At 54.1% G+C, this 15,265-nt stretch carries 14 protein-coding genes; 6 read left to right on the top strand and 8 right to left on the bottom strand.

Features of this window, described 5'->3' with window-relative positions:
• Positions 1-21 precede the first annotated feature (21 nt).
• The 5 genes from OCA8868_RS13555 to OCA8868_RS13535 all read right to left on the bottom strand — a co-directional run bounded on the left by OCA8868_RS13555 (position 22) and on the right by OCA8868_RS13535 (position 6,155).
• The gene (locus OCA8868_RS13555; RefSeq protein WP_093997102.1) at positions 22-921 is read right to left on the bottom strand and encodes a LysR family transcriptional regulator; all 900 of its coding nucleotides are present in this window, start codon (positions 919-921) and stop codon (positions 22-24) included.
• 200 nt (positions 922-1,121) lie between these two features.
• Entirely contained in the window at positions 1,122-1,553 is a 432-nt protein-coding gene (locus tag OCA8868_RS13550; RefSeq protein WP_093997101.1) for a universal stress protein, read from the bottom strand.
• Positions 1,550-4,159: a TRAP transporter permease gene (locus OCA8868_RS13545; protein ID WP_093997100.1), complete on the bottom strand. Its 2,610-nt coding sequence runs from the start codon at positions 4,157-4,159 to the stop codon at positions 1,550-1,552. The genes OCA8868_RS13550 and OCA8868_RS13545 overlap by 4 nt, the downstream gene beginning before the upstream one ends.
• A 129-nt stretch (positions 4,160-4,288) precedes the next feature.
• Positions 4,289-5,257, bottom strand: coding sequence for a TAXI family TRAP transporter solute-binding subunit (locus tag OCA8868_RS13540; RefSeq protein ID WP_093997229.1), 969 nt, complete (start codon positions 5,255-5,257; stop codon positions 4,289-4,291).
• A 34-nt stretch (positions 5,258-5,291) separates the two neighbouring features.
• Positions 5,292-6,155, bottom strand: a complete 864-nt coding sequence (locus tag OCA8868_RS13535; protein ID WP_245848263.1) for a MurR/RpiR family transcriptional regulator — start codon at positions 6,153-6,155, stop codon at positions 5,292-5,294.
• A 108-nt stretch (positions 6,156-6,263) separates the two neighbouring features.
• Between OCA8868_RS13535 and OCA8868_RS13530 the strand changes: the two genes are divergently transcribed.
• Complete coding sequence (locus OCA8868_RS13530; protein ID WP_093997098.1) at positions 6,264-7,583, top strand: aspartate aminotransferase family protein; 1,320 nt, start codon at positions 6,264-6,266, stop codon at positions 7,581-7,583.
• A gap of 17 nt (positions 7,584-7,600) precedes the next feature.
• Positions 7,601-8,353 carry a beta-keto acid cleavage family enzyme gene (locus tag OCA8868_RS13525; protein WP_245848260.1) on the top strand — a complete coding sequence of 251 codons (753 nt, stop codon included), beginning with the start codon at positions 7,601-7,603 and terminating at the stop codon, positions 8,351-8,353.
• Between the two features lie 36 nt (positions 8,354-8,389).
• Here OCA8868_RS13525 and OCA8868_RS13520 read toward each other — a convergent pair whose 3' ends face one another.
• The 3 genes from OCA8868_RS13520 to OCA8868_RS13510 all read right to left on the bottom strand — a co-directional run bounded on the left by OCA8868_RS13520 (position 8,390) and on the right by OCA8868_RS13510 (position 11,863).
• Positions 8,390-10,576, bottom strand: coding sequence for a transporter (locus OCA8868_RS13520; protein WP_093997096.1), 2,187 nt, complete (start codon positions 10,574-10,576; stop codon positions 8,390-8,392).
• Positions 10,577-10,821: 245 nt separating this feature from the next.
• Positions 10,822-11,118 carry a DUF1330 domain-containing protein gene (locus OCA8868_RS13515; protein WP_093997228.1) on the bottom strand — a complete coding sequence of 99 codons (297 nt, stop codon included), beginning with the start codon at positions 11,116-11,118 and terminating at the stop codon, positions 10,822-10,824.
• A complete protein-coding gene (locus OCA8868_RS13510) occupies positions 11,111-11,863 on the bottom strand; it encodes a GntR family transcriptional regulator (RefSeq protein WP_306456137.1) in 753 nt (250 codons plus the stop codon). Before OCA8868_RS13510 ends, OCA8868_RS13515 begins: the two co-directional genes overlap by 8 nt.
• A gap of 57 nt (positions 11,864-11,920) precedes the next feature.
• Between OCA8868_RS13510 and OCA8868_RS13505 the strand changes: the two genes are divergently transcribed.
• From OCA8868_RS13505 to OCA8868_RS13490, 4 genes are read left to right on the top strand one after another with little or no spacing between them, the layout of a single operon-like run.
• A complete protein-coding gene (locus OCA8868_RS13505) occupies positions 11,921-12,523 on the top strand; it encodes an amino acid synthesis family protein (RefSeq protein ID WP_093997095.1) in 603 nt (200 codons plus the stop codon).
• Entirely contained in the window at positions 12,495-13,310 is an 816-nt protein-coding gene (locus OCA8868_RS13500; protein WP_093997094.1) for an alpha/beta fold hydrolase, read from the top strand. The genes OCA8868_RS13505 and OCA8868_RS13500 overlap by 29 nt, the downstream gene beginning before the upstream one ends.
• A 44-nt stretch (positions 13,311-13,354) precedes the next feature.
• On the top strand, positions 13,355-14,218 hold the full coding sequence (locus OCA8868_RS13495; protein ID WP_245848255.1) for a flavin reductase: 864 nt from the start codon (positions 13,355-13,357) through the stop codon (positions 14,216-14,218).
• Between the two features lie 4 nt (positions 14,219-14,222).
• The gene (locus OCA8868_RS13490; protein ID WP_093997092.1) at positions 14,223-15,260 is read left to right on the top strand and encodes an LLM class flavin-dependent oxidoreductase; all 1,038 of its coding nucleotides are present in this window, start codon (positions 14,223-14,225) and stop codon (positions 15,258-15,260) included.
• The last annotated feature ends 5 nt before the right edge of the window (positions 15,261-15,265 follow it).

Below are 15,265 nucleotides of genomic sequence, written 5' to 3'. Positions count from 1 at the left end.
ACCCCAATCATTTTTTTTGATCTACTGGTCTCGCATTGCGGTTTTTGCGATTTGTGCAGCTTTCTCAACATACAATGCAGAACGCTCCGGTGCGTAGCGCGCATAGAACGATAAAGGATCGGGCAACCAGTCGGCCTCAATCTTGTGAAGTACCCCAGCATCAAGTTCGTCTTTAACCATCCGCTCGGGCAGCAACGCAACGCCTAAGCCTTCGAGAACCATCGGGACACAAGCCGACAACGCGCTAGAGTGAACAATTCGGTCACCCCGCAACCCTAACCTTTTCGCGTGCTCATGCAGGGCCGCACAAGCCTGTGTGTGTTTTGCATGGGTCAGAATTGTAAGGTCGAATAATTCGGGTAGGGACAGCCTGCCGCCGGCATTTTGAGCCAGTTCCGAACAAGCAACCCAACAATAGTTTTCCTGTCCTAAGACATCGCACTTGAAGGACTTCGATTTAAACGGTCCAGTCTGCAGCGCCAGATCAATGTGCCCTTCCCTTAGGCGCGCATCAATCTCACTCGACAGGTCCACTTCCAATTGAATTCGCAGCTTGGGATAGGCCTCCCGCATCAACCTCAGGAAACTCTGCAGCCAAGTGCAAGCGATGAGTTCGGTCACACCAAGTCGCAATGTCTCTTCAATCAACTCTTGGCGACCAGCATCCTCGATGAGCGCCTCAGCCGCCCACAAAACCTCACGGGCCTTGATGAGCAGCCTTTCGCCGCTAACGGTCAAACGAACAGAGCCGGCATCGCGGATCAGTAATGTCTCATTCAACGCCGTTTCCAGCGTATGGATGCGTGCAGAAATGTTGGGCTGTGTGGTTCCAAGCGCCGAAGCCGCAGCACGAAAAGTACCTGTATCAACGACAAAGGCGAACGCCTCTAACTGCTTCAGGGTGATCTGACTTTTGATCATGGGCCACTCTTTGATAAAACTCTTGTTTGAGTAAGTAGCCTATATTCGAGAGCTGACGAAGTAACACGAACGGAATTATTACCGAAGAGGCCGCGATAATGGCGTTACTCTGTCAACTCAACAAAGAGTTAACAGAGTAACGCCACCGCCCGAGTTGAGGTGATTTTCACCTTAGCCTATTTGATCCGTCGATGCCGTTATTAACGAACGACATAGACTGAGGACGTTGAATGCCGAACAACGCGCGCAGCATTTGGCCCAAGAAGGTAGTCCTTGAAGTCTGGGCGGTGTGCGCCGATCACGATGAGGTCCGCACCCGCGAGTTTTGCAGCTTTCAGAACTTCTTCGTACGCGGAGCCCACAGCAACGATATGACGGACAGACTTGTTGGCCTCTTCCCCAATCACTATTGCCACGGAGTCGCTCAATAGTTTCGCAGCACCATCCCGTGCGGTTTTCACGTGATGCTCTTCGAAATACGCGCCGACCATAGAGGCCCCGAAATCCGGAACCACTGTAATGACATCCAGTTGCGCATTTTCCAGATCGGCCAATTTCTTGGCCGCCTTCAGCACTTTGGCTTCATCGTCGGGGCGGTTGATATCAACGGCACATAGGACAGTCGAAGTCATGCTGTTTCTCCTTCACGAACAGGGGTTGCGCGGCGTGATTGCAGCAGCGCGATTAGGGCCAGCAACAAGAGCGCCGGAATGAAGATCAGTTCCTTAGGAAGTTGATCTGCCGTCGCTTGGACGCTAGCGATTTGAACAGGATCGTCGCCATAGAAGTCGAACGAAGCCAGTGCGTCACCAAGTTCAGTCCCGAACATTGGCTCGTCCAGACGTTGCACCTCGCCTTCAGGTACGATCATGAAACCAAGCGCATCAAGGCGCGCATCGGCGCCTTCAACATCCGGCACAGTCAGCGGCACGGTCAGCTCCTTAACTGCGAGCGTGTCGAAGTCAGGGCCAGAGATAACTGTTCTTAGCTGGCTGCCAGGTTCCGCTGAACCCAACGCCTCTGAGAAGGCAGCCGGTTCAATAAAGTCGAACGGCGGCTGGATTTGGTTCATGAAGAAGCCCGGCCGGAACAGTGCGAAAGCAATTGCCAACAAGGCTACCGTTTCCCAAATGCGGTTACGCGTCAGGAACCAGTTCATCGTTGCCGCCGTGAACACCAGAATACCGATGGTCGCGGTGATAAAGACGATGATGCCTTGGGTGACGGTCACATCAATCAGCAACAAATCAGTGTTGAAGATGAACACGAAGGGCAGGGCGACGGTCCGCAGGCTGTAGAAGAACGCGGTGAAACCAGTGCGGATGGCGTCACCACCGGACACAGCGGCAGCCGCGAAACTGGCCAAGCCCACGGGCGGTGTCACATCCGCCATGATGCCAAAGTAGAACACAAATAGGTGAACGGCGATCAATGGCACAACAAGGCCGCTTTGCGCGCCCAGTTCCACCACAACGGCCACCATGAGCGAGGATACAACGATGTAGTTCGCCGTTGTCGGTAGCCCCATACCAAGGATCAATGACAAGATCGCTACGAAGATCAGCATCAGGATCAGGTTGCCGCCGGATAGATATTCAACGAAATCCGCCATCACTTGCCCGATACCAGTCAGGGATACCGTGCCCACGATAATACCGGCGGTTGCTGTCGCAAGGCCGATGCCGATCATGTTGCGCGCGCCGTCGATCATGCCTTCGACAAGATCCATCAAACCGTCACGTAGACGGCTGATCGGATTGGCTTCGCCGCGGAACATAGCCTTCAGTGACTTTTGCGTCAGAAGGATGCCGAACAGCAGGAAGGTGGCCCAGAAAGCAGACAGACCCGGTGACTTGCGTTCGATCATCAGGAAATAGACCAACACGATAATCGGCAGCAGGTAATAAAGGCCGGACTTGTAGATCTTCGCCACGTCAGGAAGTTCGACAACTTCGGCGTTTGGATCATCTGGTTCCAGATCAGGAATTTGCGCCGCGAGGTACACCAACCCGATGTAGATCACACCAAGCAGGATAGACAGGATCAGACCAGAGCCTGCTGGGAAGAGCGATACGATCCATCCAACAGGATATTGCGTTGCGTAGCACAGCAGCGCAAAACCAGCGAAGAAGCCGAACATTCCCAGCACAGTGTTGAACAGGTTCACCACTTTGTTGCCGATTGTTGGCATGTTGTTCTTCACCGCTTCTAGGTGAACGATGTAGACCAGAGCGATGTATGAAATGATCGCGGGCAGGAACGCATGGGTGATCACTTCGACATATGAAATGCCGACATATTCAACCATCAGGAACGCTGCAGCACCCATTACCGGTGGCATGATTTGGCCGTTAACGGAGGATGCAACTTCGACCGAACCAGCTTTCTCGGCGCTGAAACCAACACGCTTCATCAACGGGATGGTGAATGTACCCGTTGTCACAACGTTCGCGATGGAGGAACCGGAAATCAGGCCCGTTGCGGCAGAACCGACAACCGCTGCCTTCGCAGGGCCACCGCGTAGGTGACCAAGCGCGCCGAACGCCATCTTAATAAAGTAGTTGCCCGCGCCTGCTTTATCCAAAAGCGCGCCGAACAACACGAAGAGGAATACAAACTTCGTCGAGACCCCGAGCGCGATGCCAAAGACCCCTTCGGACGTGATCCACATGTGGCTCATGGCTTTGCGCAGCGATGCGCCGGCCCAACGGATCTGGTCAGGCACTGCCTCAGATGAACCGAAGAAGACGTAGAACAGGAAAACTACAGCAAGGAGCACCATCACCGGACCCAACACGCGGTAGGAGGCGATGAAGAGGAGGATTAGGCCGGCGAGCGCGAAGTATGCATCGGTCGCGTCGGCCAAGCCACCATTCTGGACGATCTTTTCATAGAAGAAATAGCCATAGAGCGCCAGAAACGCACCGGCGATCCCCAAGGCCCAGTCGTAATACGGAATGCGGTCACGCGGGCTCGACTTGAACAGCGGATAGGCCATCGCCGCAAGGAACACCGCAAACGCCAAATGGATCTGACGCGAGTTATTAATGAGATCTCCGGGCAGCAAGTAGGGCGCAACGGGTGAAGCCAGCAGGACCTGAAAAATGGACCAGATCAAGGCCACAGCGGCAATGAAAAGGCCAACAGCCCCGGTCGGGCTACGCGCGCCACTGTCACTGGCCGCAACCAGTTCCTGTAGCTCTTCCTCGCTGAGCGCGGTGCGTTCTTTCTGTGACATTTGTCCCCCTACAGCCGATTCTCCGGCTTTTCTGTTTAACTGAGCGTTCCGCTATTTGGGCTGAAACGCAGTCGTCGAGGGCGTAGTTCGCCCCCGACAGTATTACGGTATCAGTTCATACCAGATCGCTTATTCGATCCAGCCCTGTTCGCGGTAGTAACGCTCTGCACCAGGGTGCAGCGGTGCGGACAGACCAGCAGATGCCATTTCCTCAGGAACGAGGTTGGCGAACGCTGGGTGCAAGCCAGTGAAATCATCGAAGTTTTCGAACACAGAGCTGACAAGTGTGTAGACCACATCTTCGGATACATCCGCAGATGTTACGAAGGTCGCGCCAACACCGAAGGTCATCGTGTCTTCGTCGTTACCACGGTACATGCCGCCTGGGATGGTAGCCGTACGGTAGAACGAGTTGTCGTCAACTAGACCAGTAACAACATCGCCAGACACTTCAACCAGAACGGAATCACAGGCTGTCGTTGCTTCCTGAATGGAACCGGATGGGTGGCCAACTGTGTAAACCATCGCGTCAATCTGGTTGTCGCAAAGGGCAGCGGACTGCTCGGATGCTTTCAGCTCAGTTGCGAGTGCGAAGTCATCTGTTGTCCAACCAAGGGCTTCCATTAGAACTTCCATCGTGCCGCGCTGACCGGAACCAGGGTTACCGATGTTTACACGCTTGCCTTCAAGATCAGCGATTGTGGTGATGCCGCTGTCAGCACGTGCAACAACGGTAAATGGCTCTGGGTGCACAGAGAACACGGCCCGAAGACCTTCAAAAGCGCCGCCCTCTTCGAAGCGGGATGTACCGTTATATGCGTGGTACTGCCAGTCAGACTGGGCAACACCAAATTCCAGTTCGCCTTCGCGAATGGTGTTGATGTTGTAGACCGAACCACCTGTGGATTCGACCGAGCAACGAACGCCGTGATCGCGACGGCCTTTGTTGACCAGACGACAAATAGCGCCACCTGTTGGGTAATACACGCCCGTAACACCGCCGGTGCCGATTGTGATGAACTCTTCTGCATAAGCAGCAGGAGCCATCATTGCGGTTGTTACTGCAGCAACTGCGGTAAGTTTAAGTTTAGCGAACATATTCATCTCCCTTGATTGCATGTTCTTTGGTCGTTCATAAGTCCCAGACTTCAGCCAGGACCCGGGTTGCACTTTCCACCTCGGCGATCCTTGCGCGTGCGGCCGGTCCTGACCGGCTCACCAGAACCCCTATCAGGGATTCAACAAGGAACATCGTGACGACGTAGGAGGAATAGAAATGCGGGCTGTCCGTCGGAACGATGAAACGCGCGGCCGCGTGCTTCAGTGCCGGACAGCTATGCGTGTCGGTAATTAGGACGACATAAACGCCCTGTTTTTGTGCCAGTGCCGCTGCCCTGATGGCACGGTCCGAAAACGGAGGCTTGGTGACAATGATCAATACATCGCGTTCGTCCAAGCCAGCGATACCTGCTCCCAAAGACGACCCCATGCGACTAGCCATGACCCAGTTGTCAGCGCAAAAATTTGCCATATAGGACAAGTATTCGACGACACCCGTTGAGCCCAGCGCGCCCAGAAGAAGGACTTTGCGCGCCACCGCAATTCGGTCGACCGCACCATCCAACGTTTCGCGATCAACAGTGTCCACGAAGCTCTGCATATTCGCCTGACACGCTGCAAAGTGGGCGTCCAAAAAGCTGGCTTTGTTTTCACGATGGTCTTTGTGCAAACGTTCGGCGCGGTCGGCAAAATCATTCACCCGCCGGCCGATTTTAGTACGCATCTCTTCGCGCAACTCTTCAAAACCATCGTAGTCCAATGCCCGCGCCAAGCGGGAGAACGCAGCTGGTGAAATGCCGCTGTCGCGTGAAACGGTTCTCAACGTGCGTGTCGCTGTGTCCACAGGGTTCTCTGCCAAATAGTCCGCAGCCTGCCGCAGCGTCCCACTTAGGTCGCTGTATTTCTCGGTCAGCCGCATTTCAAATGACAGACTCACATCCACCCCTCTTTGATTTAAACGAATGTCCGTATTGTTTCACTAGTTGTCAATAACTGATTCATCTGTTTCATTGAGTCTTGCTACGTCGGGAGGATGAGGAACGCTATGTCTCAAGTATTTGGTCGCCACACCAAGGCGAACTTGCCAGTTGCTGTGCGTGGTGATGGAATTTACATATTTGATTCTAATGGTAAATCCTACCTCGACGGGTCGGGTGGCGCTGCAGTTTCTTGCTTAGGCCATAGTGACGTGGACGTCATCCAGGCGATCAAGTCACAGCTCGATTCTTTAGACTTTGCACACACCGGATTCTTGACATCTGAACCGGCAGAATCGCTCGCATCTAAACTAATTGCCCATGCGCCAACTGGTCTAGAACGTGTTTATCTGGTTTCCGGCGGCTCCGAAGCGGTCGAAGCCGCACTGAAACTTTCACGTCAATATATGCTGGAAATCGGCCAACCAGAACGCACCCGCTTTATCGCTCGTCGGCAAAGCTATCACGGAAACACACTGGGTGCTTTGGGTACGGGTGGTAACCTTTGGCGTCGCGAACCTTTCGATCCTGTTATGGTCTCTGCCAGCCATATCGCACCTTGTTATGAATACCGCGATCGGGCTGACGGGGAGAGCGTTGAAGACTACGGCCAACGGGTCGCGAACGAACTCGAAGAAGAACTGCTGCGTGTCGGGCCAGAAACCGTCATTGGTTTTTTGGCAGAACCAGTGGTCGGAGCTACGTCCGGTGCGGTGCCAGCAGTCAAAGGGTACTTCCGCCGCATTCGCGAGATATGTGACAAGTACGGCGTGCTTCTTATCCTTGATGAGGTCATGTGCGGCATGGGCCGAACCGGTACACTGTTCGCTTGCGAACAGGACGACGTTCGCCCCGATATCGTCACAATTGCTAAGGGCCTCGGCGCGGGCTACCAGCCGATCGGGGCGATGATTTGCTCTGGTGAAATCTATCGAGCAATTGAAAATGGAACGGGCTTCTTTCAGCATGGCCACACCTATATGGGCCACCCAATTGCCTGCGCTGCCGCCAATGCAGTCGTTACAAAACTGACCGACGGAGGATATTCAAATCAAGCCGCGACGATGGGCAACTACCTAAACGACGCGCTACAGGCTGAATTTGGCCAACACCCCAATGTCGGCGATATCCGTGGGCGCGGCATGTTCCGCGGCCTCGAGTTCGTTGCTGATCGCGACAGCAAATCACCTTTTGATCCGAACCTGAAAATCGCGTCCCGCCTTAAGGCCGCAGCAATGGACAACGGTTTGATCTGTTATCCCATGAATGGAACAATAGACGGGGTGCGCGGCGATCATGTGCTTCTCGCTCCACCGTTCATCTGCACGAATGCGCAAATCGACGAGCTGGTCGACAAACTTTCCGCCAGCTTGGCATCCATCCTATGAGGCAACTGCCGCGAATAATGGTAGCTCCCAACGGCGCACGGCGGACCAAAGCAGATCATCCTGCTTTGCCCATTACGGTCGATGAAATCGCCGCCTGCGCAAAGGAATGCTATGCCGCGGGGGCTGATGGACTACATGCCCATATTCGCGATAGCGCAGGCGGGCACCTTTTGGATGCCGATAAGTACCGGCACCTCATCTCGCGCGTTCGCGAAGTGGTTCCAGAAATGGCAATTCAAATCACCACGGAAGCGGTAGGCATCTACGATCCGGACGCACAGATGCGCATTGCACTAACATCAGGTGCAGACATGGTGTCTGCATCTATCAAGGAAATCAGTGGTGCGGGGGCATCAAAAGCGCGCGCTTTTTATCAGCAGGCGCAGACCAACGGCATCGCCGTTCAACACATCCTATACAGCCTAGAAGATTGCAACCTACTGGAAGACACGATTGGCCGTGAATCCGTTACAGACCCTCGTTTGGAGGTCATCTTTGTTCTAGGCTCTTATGGTGGGGCAAAGGACGCTACGCTTGGCGATCTGGATATCTTCACATCCTGGATGAACAAACGAGAAGTTTCTCCGGATTGGGCTGTTTGCGCGTTTGGCCCGGCAGAGGTGGCCTGCCTTGCGAAAGCCGTCGCTTGCGGAGGCAAGTGCCGCGTAGGGTTTGAGAATTCTTTGGTGCTTAGCGACGGAACCGTAGCTTCTAACAATGCCCAAAAGATCTCAGACCTTTTGGCGGTTCTCAATCAAGCGGATAGTTAGCGTTTTCCTGACTAGGTTGCCCAAACTTTAACTGAGTCAGCGGTTCAACACTTCTAGAACGTTCGCGAAATCATCAGTCCAAACACGACCACCATCAGGTGCTAACGGGACCCATCGTGGATCGGCGTTCAGATCACCCAGACTTTCAAAGTTACGCGAGAGGACTACAACGCGCGAACCTACATCACCGGGGTCTTCAGACGTGTTGCCCGCGTAATCCTGAATACGCGCCGCTAGCCCCATGGTTTCGGCCAGACGCCCCAGTGGGCGGCTGATGTCGTAGTAACGATTAGAAATATGGAACACTAACACGCCATCGTCGTTGAGACGATCTAGGTAAATATCGAAGGCTTCGACCGTCGTCAAATGCACCGGCACGGAATCCGATGAATAGGCATCGATCACAAGAACATCAAAACTCAGCCCATCTTGTTCTTCCAGAACCATTCGCGCATCGCCTAGATGTGTCGGAGAATCCGGTGCACAGCGGCTCATAAAGGTGAAATGGTTTGAGTCATGGGCAATGTCGGAAACCAATGCGTCGATCTCATAGAAATGCCAGTCTTGATGCGGCTGCCCGTAACAAGCCAGCGCTCCGATACCCAATCCAACGATGCCTACCGTTTCCGACGCATCCGCTTTCGCAGACGTAAGAACCTGCGCCATCGGGCCGTTGCGGTGATAATAGAGCTGCGGCTCGGGGCGGTCCGCCGTCAAATCTACGATCCGCTGCGCGCCGTGCGTTGTGGTGCCGTTTCCATAGATACGCAAACCGTCTCGTTCGACGATCTTATGGGTTCCAAAGAAACTACGATCCGTCAAAAGCGGCGAACCATGATCCACGAACACCTGCCCCGCGACCAAAAACCCCACAATCACCCAGGCATGGGCCTGTGCTGTTTGGCGGATTGTGGTCGCTACTGTGAGGAAAAGTACAATTGCAGCGACGCCAAATGCGATCACTCCAAAGGCGTCGATCAGCGGTGCTTTCACGATGATCAAAACAACCAGCGCTAACGCACAAAATATTGCTATCTGCGAAGGGCGTACTGCACGGATCAGCAAGAGCATTCCGGCGACGGCCACAGTGATTGCGCCCTCATGGAGTTCGTTAAACAGGCTGGGTGCGATGATTGAATTGAAGAACCCGCCAAAGGCGCCGCCGACAGACATGGTCACGTAGAACGTCGTCAGATGTTCTGCTGCAGGTCGTTCAGCATAAAGTAGGGCGTGCGCGTACAGCGCCGTTAAAAAGAACGCGGCGACCGTCAAAACGGCGGACCAGACAGTGACGTGAATGCTCAACAGATTTGAGAACACAACCGCAAGCACACCAAGTCCAATAAGGTAACCCAAACGGAGTGTCGCCAGGGACGCGATAGGTCGGTTGGTGAAAACTAACACAAAAGTCAGCAAGAACAGCGCCAACGGAATCACCCAAATCAGTGGAACGGACCCGATATCGGTCGTTAGTTTAGTCGTAACCGCCAACATCATAGAAGACGGAACAAACGCGATTAAGGCCCAGTGTAAGCGTGTTTTCAGGCTAGGTGCAGGCTGAGTTTGGACGTCGCTGGTGGCTGGCACAGCGCGCCCACGCGCCATTAGTCCTGAAGTCAGCAGAAGAGCACCCAACACCCAAAATCCTGCCGTCCAGCCCCATCCGATTTGCGTCGCCCCAAACAACGGTTCTGCAATCAGTGGAAAGCCGAGCAAAGCAATCAGCGAGCCAAGGTTAGAGGCGCCATAAAGGAAATACGGATCATCTGCAGAATAGCCACCAGTTCGCGCGTACCAAGTTTGGATAAGTGGCGCGTTCGCCGACAGAACCGCAAATGGAAGACCAACACCCGCAGCAAACAAAAGAAGCGTCTGGCCTGCTGTTGATTTCTCAGCGTCATAGCTCCAGCCAGCGCTGACTGCGAGCGGTAGGAACAACAATGCAAGAGCCCAAAGCGTCAAATGCAGCGCAATTTGTGCGCGAACAGACAAATGCCGCGTAACCAAATGCGCATAAAGATACCCGGCGATCAGCACGGTTTGGAAAAACAGCATCGCCGTCGTCCAAACAGCTGGCGCCCCCCCAACATGCGGCAACACAATTTTCGTAAACAATGGCTGAACAAAGAAAAGCAACGACGCTGACAGGAAAATTGTCGAGCTGAACAATACAGGCGTCAACCAGCGCGGCTTCTCTGCAAGTTGTGTTGTTTCCTCAACCATAGGTACTCTCCGAACAATGTTTTGCGAGAGATACTCGTGAAAATGGGCGAAAGTTTGTCCCCGAACTGGAAACAATGCGTTTCGCGCGGTACCGCACCATTTCGGGCGATCGAACTGTGCCAAGTTGGCGAGTAACCATTTGAAGCGTTAAGGAAAAAGTCGCCTTTCTACCAAGCAACCAAGAGCGCAATGGGATCGCGTTCGACCTTAGATGCGCACTTCGAGAGGCTTCTTTTTGGGGGAAACTATGTGACGGGCATTCCGTCAACAATAACAATGTTGGCGGTGCATGCGCCGGAGCGATGGCTGCGAGCGGCTTGATATTCCGGCGAATTGTAGCATGCCAATGCCTGTGCTTTGCTTTCGAACTCTATGATAACGTGCCGCTGCCAATCTTCACCCTCAAGCGGTGTCGCATCACCACCACGCACAAGAAAACGCGCGCCATATTTAGCGAAGGCTTCGGGTGCCAAGCTTTGATAGCCAGCGTATGCCTCGGGATCACTTACCGTGACAAAAGCTATCCAATATCCCTTAGCCATCATTTTCTACTTTAGTCGTTTCCTTGCGTAAGAAGCGTTGCGCAATAGCGGAGGCATCGAGGATATGCGCTTGCACCGCGGCCTGCGCAGCCTGCGCATCGCGGCTGAGAATTGCGTCATAAATCGCAGTCATATGGCTGAAACCTGGCTTTGGCCGGTCTTTTGCGGATAGCGTGAGAACACGCAATCTGCTGATCCGACCATTCAAGCGTTGCACGATATCCCAAGCAATCGCATGTCCGGCTTCGTAAAAAATAACTTCATAAAACCGCGTGGTCGCACGCATGACGCCGATCCATTCAGAATCGTTCATTGAGGCATTGAGCGTCGCCAACGCCTCTCTTAGCTGCGCGGCAAAATCCCCGCCGTAACACTGCGCACAAACGGCAGCAGCAGAGCCCTCAAGCTGTTTGCGTATATCATAGATCTGTTCCGCTTGATCCCAATCAAGCAACGCAACAATCGGTCCGCGGTTTGGGATGATCTCGACCAATCCCTCAGCTTCCAGATAACGGATCGTCTCGCGAATGACGGTACGACTTACGCCAAGCTGATCACAAAGTGGCCTCTCAACCAACCTTTCGCCGGGCGCGAAATGCCCTTCGATGATGGCGGTGCGCATCCGCTCTTGCACGATGTCGCGCAGTGTTTGCGGGGCATGTTCGATCTTGGGCAGGTCGGACTTTTCGATGTTCATCGGGTTTTTATAGTCCGCCGTTGTCGGGGCCTCAAGCAATATTGACATATGGTATGATGGTATACCACAATATTGAAAAACCAGATCACTTAAGGGAAGCCACCGATGCCCGCAGAAATCAGAAAGACACTTCTTCATGTTGAGAACACACTTATCGAAGGTGGTAAGGTGGCTGAACAGCCGCTGGTTCTGATCGCGGCGATGGCCGTTATCCGCAACCCATGGGCGGGTCAGGGGTTTGTTGAAGATCTTTCGCCAGCCATCCATGATTGCGCCTCTGGCCTTGGCGAATTGCTAACCAGTATGGTGCTTGACGCCGCTGGCGGCGGTGAAAAAGTCGAAGGGTATGGTAAATCAGCGATTGTCGGACTCAATGGCGAGATTGAGCATGCGTCGGCGCTGATCCACACACTGCGTTTTGGAAACCACTATCGCAACGCCGTTGGGGCAAAGTCCTACCTGTCGTTTTGCAATACACGTGGTCCAGCAAACGCGCCGCTCATGATACCGCTAATGGACAAAAACGATGGAGGCCGTAGGTCACATTATTTGACGATCCAAACGTCCGTGGCTGACGCGCCTGCAGCTGACGAGATTCTAGTCGCCCTAGGCGCATCAATTGGTGGTCGCCCGCATCACAGGATCGGTGATCGCTATCAAGACCTAAAGGAACTAGGCCATGACGTTGACAACCCTGCGTCTGTCTAAGTCGGGAACGACTATTGCGCATAGCGATCACGGCGCAGGCGAGCCCGTGGTTTTGCTGCACGGTGTCGGTATGCAGTCAGCAGCTTGGGGGCCGCAGATAGACGCGTTGCAAAGCGACTATCGCGTTCTAGCTGTCGACCTGCCCGGACATGGCGACAGTGATCCTTTGCCCCCGACCAGCGCGTTGCCCGCCTATGTCGAGTGGTTGGATGATGTTGTCTCAACGTTTGACCTTGGGCCAATCAATCTCGCGGGGCATTCCATGGGTGCGCTCATCGCAGCGGGATATGCTGTTTCCTTCCCGGAAATGACCCGCCGCGTCGCACTTTTGAACGGGGTTTATCGCCGTGATGCGGCAGCCCATGCCGCTGTCGTTGCCCGTGCAGCCGAAATTTGTCACGGCAAGATCGATATCGAAACGCCTCTAACACGCTGGTTTGGCACCTCAGCAACGGATGTTACGGCTCGTGCCAAGGGTTCAGAATGGCTCAATGCTGTCGATCCTGAAGCATATGGCACGGCCTATTCGGCATTTGCCTCTGGCGACAGGACCTACGCAGACAAGCTATCGCAGATTGCCTGCCCCTTCCTCGCACTTACAGGCGACGGCGATCGCAACTCGACCCCTGAGATGTCCCAAGCGATGGCAGCACAAGCGCAAGACGGTCGGGCGGTCGTGATCGAAGAAGGGCACAGACATATGGTGAACCTCACAGCGCCAGCGCAAGTGAATGCGCAGCTGATCGCGTGGCTCAAAAGGCCAGAAACCAGATTGGAAAAGCTGTGACGAAGTTCGACCCCCGCGCCCTTCGAAATGCTTTTGGAACGTTCATGACAGGCGTTACCGTCGTGACGTCCCGTGATGTGAACGGCACGCCAATTGGCTTTACCGCGAACTCGTTTACGTCAGTATCGCTCGACCCGCCAATGGTGCTTGTCTGCGTCGCGAATACGTCACGAAATCTGGACACGCTGGTAAAGGCGACAGGCTTTGCCGTTAACATCCTCGCTGAAGATCAAATCGATGTCTCCAACACGTTCGCTCGGCCGGTTGAGGATAGGTTTGCATCTGTTAACTGGCACAAGGGGTCTTACGGCACACCGATTTTGGCGGGTGTCACGGCATGGTTCGATTGCAGTATGCATAAGACCGTCATTGCAGGTGACCACACAATTCTGATCGGCCAAGTCGAAGAGTTCGAAACGACTGCGACACCCGGTCTTGGCTATGTCCGTGGGGCCTATGTGACGCCATCCACAACAGCAGAGGCTATCGAGCCCAGCGCGAACTTGGTCGTGTCCGCGTTGATTGAGCGGAACGGAGAAGTTTTACTGCTTGATGACGGCAAAGGTGGCTTGGCACTCCCTGAACAACAGGTGACGTCCGAAGGCGTATCGACCGCTTTAGCGAAGCTTATTGCATCGACTGGATTGATGGCTGAGCCTGGGTTTGTCTATTCGGTGTTTGAAGATGTGAAGCATCAGCATATCTCGTTTATGTGCCAAACCGCAGAGGGCGAGCCGACAAAGGGCGCCTTCGTTCCAATGACAGCTACTGGATTTGCGGGCATTTCCGATCCTGCAATCTTGTCGATGCTGAAGAGGTTCGCCACCGAAAGTCCGCTAGGCAATTTTGGCATGTATTACGGCGATCAATACAGCGGCGAAGTGCGCCCAGTTCTAAAGGAGAAGTAGGCAGATGCGGTTTTCCCTCTTTGCTCATATGGAGCGCCTGTCACCAGATCAGGACCAAAGACAGCTATATAACGAATTCGTTGAGCTGGCTAAGATCGCGGACGCCGGTGGCATGTACGCTGTCTGGACGGGCGAACATCACGGTATGGATTTTACGGTTGCACCGAACCCGTTTCTCAACCTTGTCGATTTGGCGCATCAAACCAAGAATGTCCGCCTTGGCACCGGTACAATAATTGCACCGTTTTGGCATCCAATCCGCTTGGCTGGGGAAGCGGCAATGAGCGATATTATCACCAACGGCCGACTGGACCTTGGCATCGCACGGGGCGCGTATTCTTATGAATATGAACGCCTGGTTCCCGGTATGGACGCATGGGATGCGGGTCAACGCATGCGTGAACTTATCCCCGCCATACAGGGGCTTTGGCAGGGTGATTACGCCCAAAAGGGTACATATCATTCGTTTCCCACGACAACATCGTCGCCCAAACCGATGCAAGCAAACGGGCCACCAATCTGGGTCGCCGCGCGTGATCCGAACAGCCATGAATTCGCCGTGTCGAACGGCTGCAATGTTCAGGTGACGCCGCTTTGGCAAGGCGACGGCGAGATTGCAAAGTTGATGGATACGTTCAACGCCGCATGCGCCAAGTTTCCAAACGTAAAGCGCCCCGAGATCATGCTACTCAACCACACTTACATCGCAACAGATACAGAAGACGCGCAGCAGGCCGCCGAGGAAATCAACGGCTTCTACTGTAACTTCGGCGCGTGGTTTAAGAACGAGCGCAAGGTCAGCCAGGGCCGGATAGACCCGTTGACACCGAAAGACATCGCCGCGCATCCTTTTTACACCGCCGAGGCCATGTTGCGCGATAATGTGATCGCCCCCCCAGAAGGTGCAATCAAGCGGATCAAGGCCTTTGAAGAAATGGGTTATGATGAATACTCGTTCTGGATCGACAGCGGAATGAGTTTTGAGCGTAAGAAAGCCTCGCTTCAACGGTTCATCAACGACGTTATGCCCGCGTTTGCCTAAAGGAA

It is taken from the genome of Octadecabacter ascidiaceicola (assembly GCF_900185015.1).
Lineage (GTDB): Bacteria > Pseudomonadota > Alphaproteobacteria > Rhodobacterales > Rhodobacteraceae > Octadecabacter > Octadecabacter ascidiaceicola.
Note: the sequence above shows the minus strand (reverse complement) of the source record. Positions and strands in the feature narration are given on the sequence as shown.